The sequence below is a fragment of the Bacillus thuringiensis genome, from assembly GCF_022095615.2.
Lineage (GTDB): Bacteria > Bacillota > Bacilli > Bacillales > Bacillaceae_G > Bacillus_A > Bacillus_A cereus_AG.
The window spans coordinates 4,958,032-4,973,436 of the sequence record NZ_CP155559.1 but is presented as its reverse complement, the minus strand read 5'-3'; the positions used below and the strand labels follow the sequence as shown (position 1 = coordinate 4,973,436).

Here is a 15,405-nt window from a genome sequence, read left to right as displayed (position 1 = left end):
ATTTTTGATTTCTACGTTACCATATGAACTAAAAGATGGGAATGAGGGTTTCTTGAAGAAAGTAAAGCTAAGTGTAATAATTACAAATTATAACAAAGGACAATATTTAGTTCAGTGTTTACAATCTGTTGTTGAGCAGACATTAAAGGGGATTGAAATTATTGTTGTTGATGATGGCTCAACCGATAATAGTATGAGAGTATTGGGACAGTATGAAAAGCAACATAATAATTTGAAAGTTTATAGACAACAGAATGCTGGTGTGAGTGCTGCTCGTAATACCGGATTACAAAAAGCAAACGGGGAATATGTTACATTTTTAGATGCGGATGATTATGTACATTTAGCTGGATACAAGAAAATGTATGAGGTTGCGAGCGGAAATAATGCAGATATGGTTATTGCCAATATTATTTGTTTTAATGAATATAAAAATTGGCCACTTTCATATATGAAAAAGTTATTTAATAAGAAATTCCCATTAATTAGAAACGTTGCGAAGAACTTAGAATTACATCTCACTCCATCCACGAGTAATAAGATATTTAAAAGAGAAATGTGTGTCCTTAATGGTATTCATTTTGATGAAGATCTTTGGGTTGGAGAAGACTTGCTATTTACCCAACAATGTTTGTTGGTTGCTGAAAGAGTAATCGTACGTGAAACACCCTTGCTTTATTATAGGATAGTAGATAACGGTAACAATAACCTATCTAAAAATACAACGATTACATTTTTTGATCAGTTAGTTATATTACAAATGAAATTAACTGCCATGTATAGAGAGAAAAAAAGGCTTGCGTTAATCCATACTATAGAAGCAAGACAGTGGAAATTCTTTGTGGATTCCATTGTTTTAAAGGGAAAAGATTTTTCAAATGAAAAGCTTTTAGAAGTCATTCAACTAGGAAATAAATTCCTATCAAGTCTAACTAGTTTTAAATATATAGAAGAATTTAATGTGCGGGATCAATTAATAACTGAAATGATAAAAGAAAATGATTCTATAGGTTTAGAGAAATTATTAAATATCTTTCAGGATGAATTAATTACAAAAGAACATGTATATGATAATAAGAAATATTATTATTTTTATTATCGATTTTTCCCTCGATATAAAGAATTATTACAAGTTAATAATTTAGCCCTAGTTCATAAAATTGAAGGAATAAAACTTCGTAAAGAGATTCTTACAATTAGTGGATATGCATTCGTTGAAAATTTATCAACTAAAAAAATAAAAAAAGAACTAGTATTTTATAAGGATGGAACCACTAAAACAATCCAACTAAAAAACTCCTTACGTACGGATATATCATACTTATTTTCTAACAATACCATTGACTATAATGATGCGGGATTTGAAACAATAGAAGTCAATGTAAGAGATTGGTTAGAAGAGGGAGAATGGAAAATATCAATACGCCTCAGCATAGGGAAAACTGTTATTGAAGAACCGCTAAGGGTTCTGTTAGCACAGTTACGCAATAATACAAAGTATCAAAATGAAAATCCATTGGATATTAAGGTACTATATAAAAATAGTGAAGCTACAATTCAAATTCGTAAGTCTAACTATATGAAGAGAATGATGAATACATGTAGTGAAGTTAAGCGAGCAATTCGCTATGATTTAGGATTATTTAAAAGAAAAAATTATAAAGCGTTACTTGCAATTATATTCTATAAATTATTTGGATCATATTTTCGTAGAAAGAATATATGGTTAATTGGTGAAAGAGAAGATACAGCACAAGATAATTCCTATCACTTATTTAAATATATTCGAAAGAAACACCCTGATATTCCAACTTTTTATATTATTAATAAGGAAAGTAATGATTATAAAAATATCGAGGGATTAGGGAATATAATCCAATACGGAAGTTTTAAACATACATTCTATTTATTAATTTGTAATAAAACAATTAATAGTTATTCAGAAACAGCCAATATGTATACGGACGATTATAAGCACATTTTAAAGTACTATCCCGAATGGCAGCAAAATAAGAAGATTTTTATTCAACATGGGGTTATAGGTGTAAGTCGCGTAAATCATGTGTTAAATAAAAATCGAATGGGCTATTCTCTATTTGTTGTGTCCTCACAGTTTGAGAAGGAGCATATCGTCAAAGAATTTGGATATGAGGAAGATGAAGTAATCGTAACAGGGCTTGCACGTTGGGATGCCCTAAAGGATGAAAGTAAAGGAAATGAGATTTTACTCATGCCAACTTGGAGAAGTTGGATTAAAACGAAAGACCAATTAATGAAATCTAAGTATTGGCAGACATATATGTCATTTTTAAAAAGTAAAGAGCTCCATAAGATGTTAGAAGAGAAAGACATGACATTGACTTTCTTTCCTCATTATCAGACTCAAAAATTAGGTGCTGAAACGCCTGTATTTCATGAACGAATCAAGGTCCTGAAACAGGGTAAAGAAACAGTGCAAAGTCTACTAAAACGACATCGTTTACTAATTACAGATTATTCTACAGTTTCATTTGACTTTGCTTATATGAATAAGCCTGTTATTTTTTTTCAGTTTGATTACGGTGAATTTTATTCTAAACACTATAATGAAGGCCCGATTAATCATAGGACAGAGTTGTTTGGAACAAGAGTAGAAAGTGAAAAAGATATACACCTTTTATTAAATGATTTCGAAAGTTCATTGCAAAGTCTTAATTTGGAGAAGGTAAATAAGTACGTTATAAAGCCAAAAGAGTTACATTGTCAAATGTTATTTGAAAATATAAAGGGAGTGTAGAGATTTGAAAAAGCCACTAATTTCAGTGATTTTGCCTATATACAATGTAGAGATGTATATAGAGGAGTGTTTAAATTCTTTAGTGAATCAAACAATTGGTGTAGAAAATTTAGAAGTTATTATGGTAAATGATTGTTCTACAGATTTTACAAAATCAATAATGGATAAATATAGTGAAAAATATTCGAATTTCATATCAATCCACTTAGAAAAAAATACAGGTTCGCCGTCTACACCTAAAAATATAGGTGTGGAGCAAGCAACAGGTGAGTACTTAATTTTTCTAGATCCAGATGACTACGTTCCTAAGGATGCTTATGAGAAATTATATGAGTATGCTCAAAAGTATAAATCAGATTTTGTAATGGGAAGTTTAGCTCGTTTTAATTCGCAGAAGCAATGGAAACAACCGCAATTAAACACCGCAATGTTACAAAGGTATCATAGAAATATTAAGATTGAAGAGAAACCAGAATTTCTATCTGTCTTAGGCTATTTAGTAAATAAATTAATTAAAACATCTTTTTTTAAGAAGTATAAAATTCAATTTAATCCATCAATTAAATTAGGTGAAGATTTTATTATATGTAATCAACTTATGTTATTAGCTAAAAGATTTAGTTATATTCCGGAAAATGTATATTTTTACAGGATGAGAGATGAAGAAGAAGAAAATTCCCTTACACAGCTGGAGCCGTATGAAGCAATTTCAAATTTTGTTATAGCGGATAATATTATATTTAGTAATTTTTGTGATTTAAAGAAGGTGGATTTGTACAAAAACTCCAATTTGCAAACAGTTCAATCGATTATCTATCGATTGAACGATGAATTTCTTGCCTTATCAATTAAAGAACAAAGAGAAATTTTAAATTTGGCACATCCTACGGTATTAAGATTTGATGATGAATTTTTAGAGGAATTAATAGAATTTGATAGAGGTCTTATAAAATTTTTAAAAGAGGGAAATATAGAAAATATTATATTATATATTGAATTAAAGGTGAAAAGAAATGAAGCTTTTCAAGCTCAAAGAGAATTGCAAATAGCATCAAAGGAACTGAATCGTATTTATAAGTCGAAATATTGGAAGATGACTAAGCCTTTTCGAAAAGTTAGGGCTAAATTAACTTTAAAAGTGAAAAAACTAGTACCCGTTTCAAAATAAAAATATTTAAGGTGAGGACATGAATAAAAATATAAAAATTTCGGTAATAGTAAATACGTACAATTTTGAAAAGTATATAAAAAAATGTATAAATTCTATTTTGAGTCAAACTTTTGATTTAAATAAAGTTGAAGTTTTAGTGATAGATGATTGCTCAAATGATGAAACACTAAAAATTTTAGACTGGTATTCTAAAAAACATCACAATATAAAAGTAATTAAATCAGAAAGTCGTATAGGTAATCAGGCTATATTGAAAAATATTGGAATAGATAAGGCTGTAGGAAAATATGTCACTTTTTTAGATGGTGATGATTATTTTGCTAAAACAGCTTTGGCAGATCTATATGTTAAAATAGAAGAAGATAAAGTGAACTTAGTATTAGGTAGTTTAGTAAGAACTATTAAGAAAAAAAATATTATTCCGTGGGATTATAAACAATCATTTATGCAGCTAGAAATGTTAAAAACATCTATAACAAAGGATCCGAGAATCTTATCAGTACTACTTCATAAATTTGTTGGACTCGTGAATACCTCTTTTTTAAGAGAAAATGAGATTAGATTTAATAAAGAGTTACCAATTTACTGTTCAGAAGCATTCGTGAAACAACTATTAATTAAAACTAAGGTATTTTCTTATATACCTAACTTAGTTTATAACTATCGGGTAAGAAATCAAGAGAAGGATATTTCTATCTCTCACGTCCATTCGTACAAAATATCTCAAGAAGTTGGGAAACTAGATGCTATTTTATATGAGTACTGTCAGAAACTAAATATCATAAACGAGGTATATGGGGCAATTAATTATATTTTTGTTAGAAATGCTATATTTAAACTGGACTATGATTTCAATAAATTGCCAGAAGAGTTGAAAGAAGAAGTTCTAATAAACTATTTGAGCTTAATGAAAAGAGCTAATACACACAGTATTCGAAGGTTTAACAAACTAAATACATTAATAATTAAGCTAATTAATGAAGAGAAATATGAGCAAGCAATTTCTTTATTGAGCGTAAAATTATCAAAAGAGTATTATGAAGAGCGGTTGGAAAATCTAAAAGGTCGAGATGTCAAACTTGAACATGTAAAGAAATCCAAGTCGTGGATTATTACATCTCCTATAAGAATGATAAAAAAAATGTATATGAATATTAAGGAGCAAGTTTCGGATCAATTATTGTTAATTTGTTACTTTATGACTAAATCATATTATGGGAAGAAAAATATATGGCTAATTGGTGAGAGAAATGATCAGGCAGAAGATAACGGCTATCATTTATTTAAATATTGTAGAACCCATCGATCAGATTTGAATTTGTATTATGTTATTGATAAGGACGCAAAGCAACTTGAAAATATAAAATCGTATGGAAATATAATATATCATTCAAGCTTTAGGCATAAGTTAATGATGTTGCACGCTAAAGTTTATATTTCAGCATATCACTTCTTAACATTCTCATTTCCAAGGCCAGGAAGGGAATTCCAAAAAAAGTTTGCGAAATATATTAATGCTAGAGAAGTATTTTTACAACACGGTGTATATATTCATGATGTGAGTAAATGGACATTTAAAGAAAAAAACCCTTATGATTTATTTATTACAAGCTCTGAGTATGAAAGGCAATATGTAATTAAAGAATTAGGTTATGAGAAGCAGGTAGTAAAGAATGTGGGATTGAGTCGTTTTGATAATCTTTATAAAAATGATGTGAAAAGGGAAATATTGATTATGCCAACGTGGCGAGATTTTTTACGCCATCAATCGCGTAAACAATTTGTGTACTCGGAGTATTATCGTAGATATAATGATTTAGTTAATGATGCCCGTTTTATAGAAATGCTTGAAAAGTATGATTTAAAAGTTAATTTCTATATTCATAGTGAGATGCAAAGGTTTATAGATCTATTTAATTTTGAGAATGAAAGAATTGTAATTCACACAAAACAACAAGCATCGGTGCAAAATTTATTGAAAGAAAATAGCTTATTGATTACAGATTATTCATCTGTTTCAGCTGATTTCCTGTATATGGATAAAGCGGTGATTCTATATCAATTCGATCCTGAAAAGTTCCATTATAGACCTTCTAAATATATACGTTATCGAGATATGGGGAAAGTAGTAAATGAAAAAGAACTTGTTTTGGATGAGCTAGAGATGTTTATTCAAAATGATTTTAAATTAAACGCTAAACAGCTCAAGAAGGCAAAAGAAATATTCAATGTTCGAGATAGAAATAATTGTTATCGAACTATTGAATGCATAGAAGAAATGCAAATTAAGGCGAATTAATAAGTATATAATTTTTGAAATAATTATATGGTGGTTTTTTTATGAAGAAGATTGGTATTATAGGAAGTTGTGTTACGCGGGACGTTTTTGATAACAGTATTAATTTAAATATTGAGGAAGATTATGAAATAGCTTTTTATATGTCTAAGTCATCTTTAATTAGTTTAGATTCTCAGCCTATAAATGATATATCTGATATTAAACATCATACTAAATTTGGTACCAAAACACTGCAAGCAGATTTTAGAAAAAATTGGTTTGAGTACATTCCTTTAGATCTGGATGTATTAATTATTGATTTTATGGATGAGAGGTATGATTGCTTTCATATAGGTGAAGGTTCTATTATTACGAGAAGTGATTTTCTGTTAGAATCAGGGCTAATTAATAAGTTGAATATTGAAAATCAATTATATCGAATAAAGAAAGAAACAGTAACCATGTGGGAGATTGCATGTGACAATTTTTTAAATAAATTATTTAAGTTTATAAATCCCGAAAAAGTTATACTTCATAAGGCACTTTATTTAAATTCTTTCAGGGATGCGGATGGAGTCATAAAAAGGTTTGATGGTACGTATAATAAGTATTTCACTTTAGATGAGGTCGAGAAGCATAATAAATTACTGGTTGGATATTATAATTACGTTACATTCAATCATCCGTATTTAAAAGTAATAGACTTAATTCAAGACAATAGTTTTGTCGCAAATTATGAACATAAGTGGGGGTTAGCCCCTTTTCATTATGAATCTAGATATTATCAAATTTTTAAGGTCAAATTAGAGGAATATTTAAGAAGTTAACTTAAACAGGACGAAAGCTGCTAATTTTATTGGGTAGTAGAGGGTATAGTGGAGGATTAATTTATGAAAGTTTGTGTAGTAGGTTTAGGATATATTGGTCTCCCTACAGCTGCCATGTTTGCGAAACACGGAGCTGAAGTAGTAGGGGTAGATATCAATCAACATGTTGTAGAGAAGTTAAATAAGGGAGCAATCCATATTGAAGAACCGGGGCTCGGAGAAGTTGTTCGGGAGACAGTAAGGAAAAGAAAATTAACTGCTTCTCTTGAAGTGGTCGAAGCAGATGTTTTTATTATTGCTGTTCCTACACCAAATAAAGATGATGAATATAAATCATGTGATTTGACTGGTGTTTTAACTGCTGTCAAAGAGGTTATTCCCAATATTAGAAAAGGAAACATATTAATTATAGAATCAACAATTGCTCCTCGGAGTATGGATGATTTTATCAAACCTTTAATAGAAGGTGCTGGTTTTACAGTTGGGAAAGATATCTTTTTAGTACATTGTCCAGAGCGAGTCTTGCCAGGAAAGATTATGGACGAAATTATTTTTAATAATAGGATTGTAGGAGGTATTACTCCAGCTTGTTCCAAAATGGCAGCCCGAGTGTATAGCTTATTTGTGAAGGGTGAAATAATTCAAACTGACGCTAAAACAGCAGAAATGTCCAAGTTGATGGAAAATACGTTCCGGGATGTAAATATTGCATTATCAAATGAGTTAGCAAAAATATGTCAAAACTTAAAAATAAATGTATTGGATGTTATTGAAATGGCCAATAAGCATCCACGTGTAAACTTACACCAACCAGGACCTGGTGTGGGGGGGCATTGCTTAGCGGTCGATCCGTATTTTATTGTAGCCAAAACGCCGGAAATAGCTAATATTATTCAGATGTCTCGTGATGTGAATGTTTCTATGCCATTGTACGTTTGCGGGAATATTGAACAATTGCTTAAAGGAATTGAGTCCCCTAAAATTGCTATATTTGGGGTTACTTATAAAGGAAATACAGATGATATGAGAGAAAGTCCAGCTTTAGAGATCATTGATGAGTTATATCAAAAAGGATATAATGTGACGATTCATGATCCTTATGTTAAGAGTGAGTTATTTAACTTGAAGACTGCAGAAGAAGCTGTAGAAGGTGCAGATTTAATATTAGTATTGGCTGATCATAACGAGTTTAAAACTATAGATTACAGCCAATTTGTTTCAAAAATGCGCCAACCAATTTTATTCGATGCTCGAAATTGTATACCTTTAAATAAAAAAGGTAAAATGAAGGTGATTAATTTCGGGAATATTCATGAAATGTTAAAATCAGATGAGGTTTTTGTATGAAAGCTATAAAAAGTGTTATTAAGGAACAATTAGATAACTTATATTTAATGGGAAGGCTTTCTATATATGAAATTAAGCAGCAATATGCTGCTAGTACATTAGGGATTATATGGGTGTTTTTAAACCCTTTAATTCAAATTTTTGTATATTGGCTGGTATTTGGTTTAGGAATTCGAGGTGGGGCTCCTGTAGAAGGAGTTCCGTTCTTCGTTTGGATGATCTGTGGTATTATTCCATGGTTTTTTATAAATGGCTCAATTATTCAAGGGTCAAATTCTATTTATGCTAAACTAAATACAGTTTCTAAAATGAATTTCCCATTGAGTGTAATACCTACTTATATTATCTTATCGCAATTATATACACATTTAGTGTTACTGGCAGTTTTAATACTTATTGTTATATGTATTAAAGGTATAAGTATTCTTAGTATAGTTGGGTTGATTTATTGCATACTTTCTACATTTAGTTTTTTAATTGCTTTATCTTTTATTACCTCTACTATCTCTACAATTTCAAGAGATGTACATTTATTTATTCAATCGATTACAAGAATGTTATTTTATTTAACACCAGTTTTGTGGAAACCGAGTGAGCATATGAATAGTATATTTGCATTTTTAATGAAGATAAATCCGTTTTACTATGTAGTTGAGGGATATAGATCTTCATTATTACACGGAAGTATTAGTTTTATAGGTTCATTGTATACATTATATTTTTGGGGAGTAACAATTATTTTGTTTGTGATTGGGGCAATGTTCCACGTTAGATTCCGCAAGCAGTTTGTTGATTACTTATAAAAGGTGAATAATCCAATGAGTTATAAAGTGAAGTTTGAACATGTTACAAAAAAGTATAAAATGTATAGTAAATCTTCAGATAAATTAAAGGATTTATTTTTTAGAAATGATAATGGTGATTATCATTATGCTTTAAATAATGTTAGTTTTGAAGTGCCAGAAGGGGAAATAGTTGGAATTGTTGGCTTAAATGGTTCAGGGAAGAGTACACTATCAAATTTAATTGCTGGCGTTACTATTCCAAATAAGGGAAAGGTTACAATTAATGGTTCTGCATCTTTGATTGCAATTTCTTCGGGATTAAATAACCAATTAACTGGAATTGAAAACATTGAGCTAAAAGCCTTAATGATGGGGCTTACGAAAGAACAAATTAAAGAAATTACACCAAAAGTTATTGAGTTTGCTGATATAGGAAAATTTATGTATCAACCAGTGAAGACTTATTCAAGTGGAATGAAGTCTAGAATTGGATTTGCGATTTCGGTTCATATTAATCCAGATATTTTGGTAATTGATGAAGCTTTATCTGTTGGAGATCAAACGTTTACTAAAAAATGTTTAGATAAAATGAATGAATTTAAGGAACAAGGGAAAACTATCTTTTTTATTAGTCATTCACTTTCTCAAGTGAAAAACTTCTGTACAAAAGCTCTTTGGCTACATTATGGTCAATTTAAAGAGTATGGGGATGTAGATGAAGTAGTTGGGCATTACGAAGGATTTTTGAAGAGATATAATCAAATGACAGCAGAAGAACGAGAAAAGCAAAAAGAAGAAGAGTTATCGAATTGTCAACACGGATTATTACAAGCAAATCCTACAAGTATTAAAAGAAAGCCTTACCGCAAAGTCAAAGTAAAGAGAAAAAAATTTGTTATACCTGCTATTGTTTTAACAATGATAGTAGCAGGAATTACTGCAGGAATTTATTATAAGGATATGTTGTTAGTTTCTAATAAGGCAAAAACGAATGCAGAAAAAATTGTTTCAAGTAAGACTGTATCTGAAAATAAGATAAGCGAAAAAGAAAAGGTACAGAAGTACGTTGTAATGAGTAATGGGATTAGTATCCGTAAAGAAGCAAAGCTAAATAGTGATAAAATAGGTATAGCAAATTTTGGTGAGATTTTTAGTGTAGATAATAAAGATAAGAGCGTAGAAAAAAATGAAGAATGGTTAGAAGTTAAGCTATTAAATGGTGAAAGTGGATGGATTAATACAAAGTATATGGAACCATTTAAATTAGGAACTGAAATAGCTGAAGATATAAAATTAACAAATTTAACCGATTTATTGAAGCGTGTATACGGTGCGAATATTGTAATCGCTCCAGGATATTTAGGGAAAGCAATTGATGAGCTAAAGGTAGAATATCCTAGCCCCTTAATTACATTGCCGAATCAAGTTGGGAAAAAAATTATTAAAGATGGAAATATTCAATTTGTTATTTCACAAGATAAGATTGTTGAAGTTGTGCTTCAAGATATTTCAATGTCATTTGCAAAATTACATGAAGTATTAGGTACCGAAACGATGAACAATGATAATGAAAAAAATTATTTCTATGAAACTAAAAGTTATTATATTTCTGCACGTTCCGATGAAACGCATAAAGAAGTACAATCAATATCGATAGTGAAAAAGTAATAATAGTAGGCTTTGTTGGAGGTTTATCTTTTTTACAAAGATAAACCTTATTTTAAACAATTAAGCAGTTGGTAAAAATTATGAAGCTTAAAAAAGAATATATATTGAGATTTTTAAAAGCGAATAGGTGAAAGATAGATTGTAACTTGCAACAATATGATTAAAATTAAAAGTTATTAAGTAAGGATGGAGTAGGAATGAAAACAGTAAAAAAAGCTATTATACCAGCAGCTGGATTAGGAACTCGTTTTTTACCAGCAACTAAAGCAATGCCAAAGGAAATGTTACCAATTGTTGATAAACCAACAATTCAATACATTGTGGAAGAAGCGATTCAATCTGGAATTGAAGATATTATTATTGTAACTGGAAAAGGAAAGCGTGCTATCGAAGATCACTTTGATCATTCTTTTGAGTTGGAACAGAACTTACTAGAAAAGGGTAAGCATGAAATCCTTAAGAAGGTGCAGGAGTCTTCTAAAATTAATATCCACTATATTCGTCAAAAAGAACCAAAAGGTTTAGGTCATGCTGTATGGTGTGCTCGTAAGTTTATTGGTAATGAGCCATTCGCTGTTTTACTTGGTGATGATATTGTACAAGCTGAAACACCATGCTTACGCCAATTAATGGATCAATATGAGGCAACACAATCATCGGTAATTGGTGTTCAAACTGTTCCGGAGACGGAGACACATCGCTATGGTATTATTGATCCACTAGTACAAAAGGGGCGTAGTTATCAAGTTAGTAAGTTTGTAGAAAAGCCAGCTGAAGGAACAGCACCATCCAACTTAGCAATTATGGGGCGCTATGTATTAACGCCTGAGATTTTCACGTTCTTAGAGAATCAACAAACAGGAGCAGGTGGCGAGATTCAGTTGACGGATGCTATTCAGCGTTTAAATGAGATACAAAGAGTATTTGCTTATGATTTCGAAGGAAAGCGATACGACGTTGGAGAGAAGCTTGGATTCATTCAGACAACAATTGAAATGGCATTACAGCATGATGGATTAAAGAATGAATTATTAAGCTATATGGAGAAGTTATTACAAAAAGAAATGGTTAATAATTAACTTTCAAAAAAACCATCCCGGAAATTTATTGTAAAATAAATTTCTGAGATGGTTTTTTATAACTGTTTCATTAATTTATCTGCTACTTTTTTAGAAAGCTGCTTTGTCATTTTGGGAACAAATGGTTTTATGGCGCCGTTAAAAACAAAGGCTCCTGTACCAGTTGTTCGTAAATCTAACTGACTCGTTACTTTTGTAGTAGAAGGAGAGATTGATTCAGCATGAAAAAAGCCACTACCAATTAATTTTTTAGTTGGAGAAGTCATCGTAAAGCTAATTTTATTAGGCATTTGCCATTCAATAATTTCAACATTGAGATTAACGTCTCGTTTAATAAATCCTAAATCACCGTGCAAACGCCAAGTCGAATGTTTGTCATCAATAATTTTATGTTTAACATAACCTGTGACTAGTGGAGCCCAATTGTTTATATCGCTAATAAATTTCCAAATTTGATCTGGTGAAGTATTTAACTCTATAGTATGTATACCTTTTGCCATTTTTGGATTCCTTTCTAAAAATAAAGGTATTTGAATAAGTAGAATAAAATCACACATTCATTTTATTATAATATAGTTATGTAAATTCTATTACAAGCGTTTTTTGCTTTATTTTAATGATTTTTTATTAAAATTCATATTTCTAAATATCACATTTAAGAGAATGTAAGGAAAATAGAGAAATCCTGAGTAATATTGGGGAATTAATACGAAAAAGGTCGAAAATTAGGTTTTAATTTCTTATTTTTGTCATATATAATGAATCTTGAATACGACATTAAGGCTTAATATATTTGATATAATTTGCCTTTCCCTAACTTGGGTATACACTCTTTTCAACCTCCGTGTCAGTGATAATACACATTGAAAAGAGTGTATACATTTTTTTATTTAGAAGAGAAATCTTGAAATCCTTTTTTATAATGACAAATGAGATTTAAAATGGGATAATGATAGTATAACTTCCGGTGGTATGACCAATCTTGTTTAAGGAGAGAAGTGTATGCTAGATATTCAACAAATTAAAGAAATAATTCCTCATCGCTATCCATTTCTACTAGTGGATAAAGTTTTAGAAGTAGAAGAAGGAAAGCGTGCTATTGGGATAAAGAATGTTACAGCTAATGAAGAATTTTTTAATGGACATTTTCCAGATTATCCTGTAATGCCAGGTGTTTTAATTGTAGAGGCGTTAGCACAAGTTGGTGCTGTTGCTATGTTGAAGAAAGAGGAGAATCGTGGCCGTTTAGCATTCTTCGCAGGCATCGATAATTGCCGTTTTAAACGACAAGTCCGTCCAGGTGACCAACTTCGTTTAGAAGTTGAAATGACACGTGTACGTGGAGCGATTGGAAAAGGAAAAGCAATTGCTACTGTAGATGGTGAAATTGCTTGTGAGACAGAAATAACGTTCGCCCTTGGAGATAAAAAAGAATAGTAAACGTAAAATGTTTTTTATACAGATAGGTGGATACCGGGTTGAATTTTTAGCCTTGTGTCCACCTATTTTATTTGCAAGTATTAATATGTGATTTTTTTAACAAATAAGTTTAGTAGTAGTAACACTATAGAATATTAGTAAGAGTTTTTATTAAATAAGTTAGGGGGAAATTGGAATAATAGGAAGGGAATTTATATAAATTTGCAGGTATTTATAGCATGATGAAAGAATAAAGCAAAGGTAGGAATTTATAAATTAAACCGTTAAGTGTATAAGGGTAGGATTTTTAAAAAATTATAAAGGTTCACAGCGATTTCATAAGAAAAACACAACTTTTTAGTAAAAGAAATATAAAATGAGTTTATCAAAATAGAGAAAAAGAGATGATGAATGTGAAGCTATATGAGGTTTTACATGATTATGAGAATGGAAAGTTTAAAGATGGCGATATGTTTTTATATCAAAATAATCCAAGGATGATTGCAATTTTTAAATCGGGTAATTTTGTTTGGAACGATGACTATGTAGCTGTTAGCTGCAAAGACATTTCAAAAGATATTTGGTATATCAGAGAAAAGTAGTGAAGGGATAAAGGTACTATGCATAGGGGTTCATTCATATTAATTGTCTGAATGTTAAGTTATTTTTCTTTGATATGCGTGGAACAAGGGATTTATATAAATATAGAAAAAATCCATCTTAATGCGAGAGGATGGCCAAACTGAAAAATAATTAGAAATTAGAAGTGTGGATCTTTTTGTTTTATGGGGAAATTACACTTATATGAATATAGAAGATAATAAAAAACTTCATCATTGAATTGATGGAGTTTTTCTTGTTTTGATGGCAAATACTAATTGCTCTTTTTAATTTATCTTTTATTTTTAATCAAGAATAATGTAATATAGTGGGGAGTATAAAAATAGATATATTATTTTAAATTTTGATAAAGAGGGTAAAGGTATGAAAAAGAAAATTTTATTTTGGGTACTCGGTATTCTCGGAGTACTAATCATAGGTGGAGGAGTTTATGCCTATAATGTATATTCTTCTGTATCTAATACATTAAAGGAAGTTCATCAACCTTTAAAACGTGATCAAAACAACAGTAACGTTGGAGAAAAAGTTAGCAAGAGTGAACCAGTGTCAATTTTATTACTAGGGGCAGACGAGCGTGGTAATGATAAAGGGCGTTCAGACTCTTTAATGGTAATTACATTAAATCCTAAAAATAACTCTATGAAAACAGTAAGTATTCCTCGTGATACTTATACAGAAATTGTTGGAAAAGGTAAAAGCGATAAAATCAATCATGCTTATGCATTCGGCGGAGTAGATATGTCTGTAGCGACAGTCGAAAATTTCTTAAATGTTCCTATTAATTATTATATTGAAGTGAACATGGAAGGCTTTAAAGATATCGTTGATGCAGTCGGTGGGGTAGATGTAACTAATGATTTAGAATTTACGCAGGATGGACATCATTTTGCGAAAGGGAATATTCATTTAACAGGTGACCAAGCTCTAGCATTCACACGTATGCGTAAACAAGATCCACGTGGTGACTTTGGTCGTCAGATGCGCCAACGTCAAGTGATGCAAGGTGTTATCAAAAAAGGTGCAAGCTTCTCTTCTTTAACAGGTTATGGAGATGTATTAGCAGCAATTCAAAAGAATGTGAAGACAAACTTAACGCAAGATCAAATGTTTGATATGCAAAAGAACTATAAAGATTGCTTGAAAAATAGTGAGGATATCCAAATCCCAGGTGATGGTCACAAGGCAGCTGATGGCATTTGGTACTACTATGTTCCAGATGCAGCAAAACAAGATTTAACGAATAAATTAAGAGCGCATCTTGAAGTAACTAAGTAATAAGTAATGACCAAACTCCTTTAGACAGAATTCGGTTTCTCAAGTGCTAAAGGCCACGAAGTTTGGGCACAATATGTAACAGATTATTTCGTTGCTAAGTAATAAAGGTACACAAAAGGTATACGAGCAATCGTATACCTTTTATAATAAGTAAGTGAA

Annotated in this window: 12 protein-coding genes; 11 read left to right on the top strand and 1 reads right to left on the bottom strand. The window is 30.6% G+C overall.

Going from position 1 to position 15,405, the window contains the following annotated elements; translation table 11 throughout:
• Positions 1-4: 4 nt before the first annotated feature.
• From KZZ19_RS25820 to galU, 8 genes are all read left to right on the top strand, one after another.
• Positions 5-2,776 carry a bifunctional glycosyltransferase/CDP-glycerol:glycerophosphate glycerophosphotransferase gene (locus tag KZZ19_RS25820; protein WP_237981224.1) on the top strand — a complete coding sequence of 924 codons (2,772 nt, stop codon included), beginning with the start codon at positions 5-7 and terminating at the stop codon, positions 2,774-2,776.
• Positions 2,777-2,780: 4 nt separating this feature from the next.
• Positions 2,781-3,944 carry a glycosyltransferase family 2 protein gene (locus KZZ19_RS25815; protein ID WP_237981225.1) on the top strand — a complete coding sequence of 388 codons (1,164 nt, stop codon included), beginning with the start codon at positions 2,781-2,783 and terminating at the stop codon, positions 3,942-3,944.
• Between the two features lie 19 nt (positions 3,945-3,963).
• A complete protein-coding gene (locus KZZ19_RS25810; RefSeq protein ID WP_237981226.1) occupies positions 3,964-6,246 on the top strand; it encodes a bifunctional glycosyltransferase/CDP-glycerol:glycerophosphate glycerophosphotransferase in 2,283 nt (760 codons plus the stop codon).
• 41 nt (positions 6,247-6,287) lie between these two features.
• The gene (locus KZZ19_RS25805; RefSeq protein WP_237981227.1) at positions 6,288-7,052 is read left to right on the top strand and encodes a DUF6270 domain-containing protein; all 765 of its coding nucleotides are present in this window, start codon (positions 6,288-6,290) and stop codon (positions 7,050-7,052) included.
• 63 nt (positions 7,053-7,115) lie between these two features.
• Entirely contained in the window at positions 7,116-8,399 is a 1,284-nt protein-coding gene (locus tag KZZ19_RS25800) for a nucleotide sugar dehydrogenase (protein ID WP_237981228.1), read from the top strand.
• Complete coding sequence (locus KZZ19_RS25795) at positions 8,396-9,202, top strand: ABC transporter permease (protein ID WP_064449577.1); 807 nt, start codon at positions 8,396-8,398, stop codon at positions 9,200-9,202. The genes KZZ19_RS25800 and KZZ19_RS25795 overlap by 4 nt, the downstream gene beginning before the upstream one ends.
• A gap of 15 nt (positions 9,203-9,217) precedes the next feature.
• On the top strand, positions 9,218-10,852 hold the full coding sequence (tagH, locus tag KZZ19_RS25790; protein ID WP_237981229.1) for a teichoic acids export ABC transporter ATP-binding subunit TagH: 1,635 nt from the start codon (positions 9,218-9,220) through the stop codon (positions 10,850-10,852).
• 197 nt (positions 10,853-11,049) lie between these two features.
• Complete coding sequence (gene galU / locus KZZ19_RS25785; RefSeq protein WP_237981230.1) at positions 11,050-11,931, top strand: UTP--glucose-1-phosphate uridylyltransferase GalU; 882 nt, start codon at positions 11,050-11,052, stop codon at positions 11,929-11,931.
• 56 nt (positions 11,932-11,987) lie between these two features.
• Here the strand turns inward: galU and KZZ19_RS25780 are convergent, their stop codons facing one another.
• Positions 11,988-12,431: a CoxG family protein gene (locus KZZ19_RS25780; RefSeq protein WP_237981231.1), complete on the bottom strand. Its 444-nt coding sequence runs from the start codon at positions 12,429-12,431 to the stop codon at positions 11,988-11,990.
• Positions 12,432-12,933: 502 nt separating this feature from the next.
• On the opposite strand from KZZ19_RS25780, the gene fabZ reads away from it, so the two are divergent.
• The 3 genes from fabZ to lytR all read left to right on the top strand — a co-directional run bounded on the left by fabZ (position 12,934) and on the right by lytR (position 15,246).
• Positions 12,934-13,368 carry a 3-hydroxyacyl-ACP dehydratase FabZ gene (gene fabZ, locus KZZ19_RS25775; RefSeq protein WP_000884318.1) on the top strand — a complete coding sequence of 145 codons (435 nt, stop codon included), beginning with the start codon at positions 12,934-12,936 and terminating at the stop codon, positions 13,366-13,368.
• Positions 13,369-13,754: 386 nt separating this feature from the next.
• Complete coding sequence (locus KZZ19_RS25770; protein WP_237981232.1) at positions 13,755-13,952, top strand: hypothetical protein; 198 nt, start codon at positions 13,755-13,757, stop codon at positions 13,950-13,952.
• Between the two features lie 382 nt (positions 13,953-14,334).
• Complete coding sequence (gene lytR / locus KZZ19_RS25765; RefSeq protein WP_237981233.1) at positions 14,335-15,246, top strand: transcription antiterminator LytR; 912 nt, start codon at positions 14,335-14,337, stop codon at positions 15,244-15,246.
• Positions 15,247-15,405 lie beyond the last annotated feature (159 nt).

Bases quoted from the DNA above. Each gene is read 5' to 3' on its own strand.
- KZZ19_RS25810 (WP_237981226.1), top strand. From the start codon at position 3,964: ATGAATAAAAATATAAAAATTTCGGTAATAGTAAATACGTACAATTTT.
- KZZ19_RS25805 (WP_237981227.1), top strand. From the start codon at position 6,288: ATGAAGAAGATTGGTATTATAGGAAGTTGTGTTACGCGGGACGTTTTT.
- KZZ19_RS25800 (WP_237981228.1), top strand. From the start codon at position 7,116: ATGAAAGTTTGTGTAGTAGGTTTAGGATATATTGGTCTCCCTACAGCT.
- KZZ19_RS25795 (WP_064449577.1), top strand. From the start codon at position 8,396: ATGAAAGCTATAAAAAGTGTTATTAAGGAACAATTAGATAACTTATAT.
- tagH (WP_237981229.1), top strand. From the start codon at position 9,218: ATGAGTTATAAAGTGAAGTTTGAACATGTTACAAAAAAGTATAAAATG.
- galU (WP_237981230.1), top strand. From the start codon at position 11,050: ATGAAAACAGTAAAAAAAGCTATTATACCAGCAGCTGGATTAGGAACT.
- KZZ19_RS25780 (WP_237981231.1), bottom strand. From the start codon at position 12,431: ATGGCAAAAGGTATACATACTATAGAGTTAAATACTTCACCAGATCAA.
- fabZ (WP_000884318.1), top strand. From the start codon at position 12,934: ATGCTAGATATTCAACAAATTAAAGAAATAATTCCTCATCGCTATCCA.
- KZZ19_RS25770 (WP_237981232.1), top strand. From the start codon at position 13,755: ATGATGAATGTGAAGCTATATGAGGTTTTACATGATTATGAGAATGGA.
- lytR (WP_237981233.1), top strand. From the start codon at position 14,335: ATGAAAAAGAAAATTTTATTTTGGGTACTCGGTATTCTCGGAGTACTA.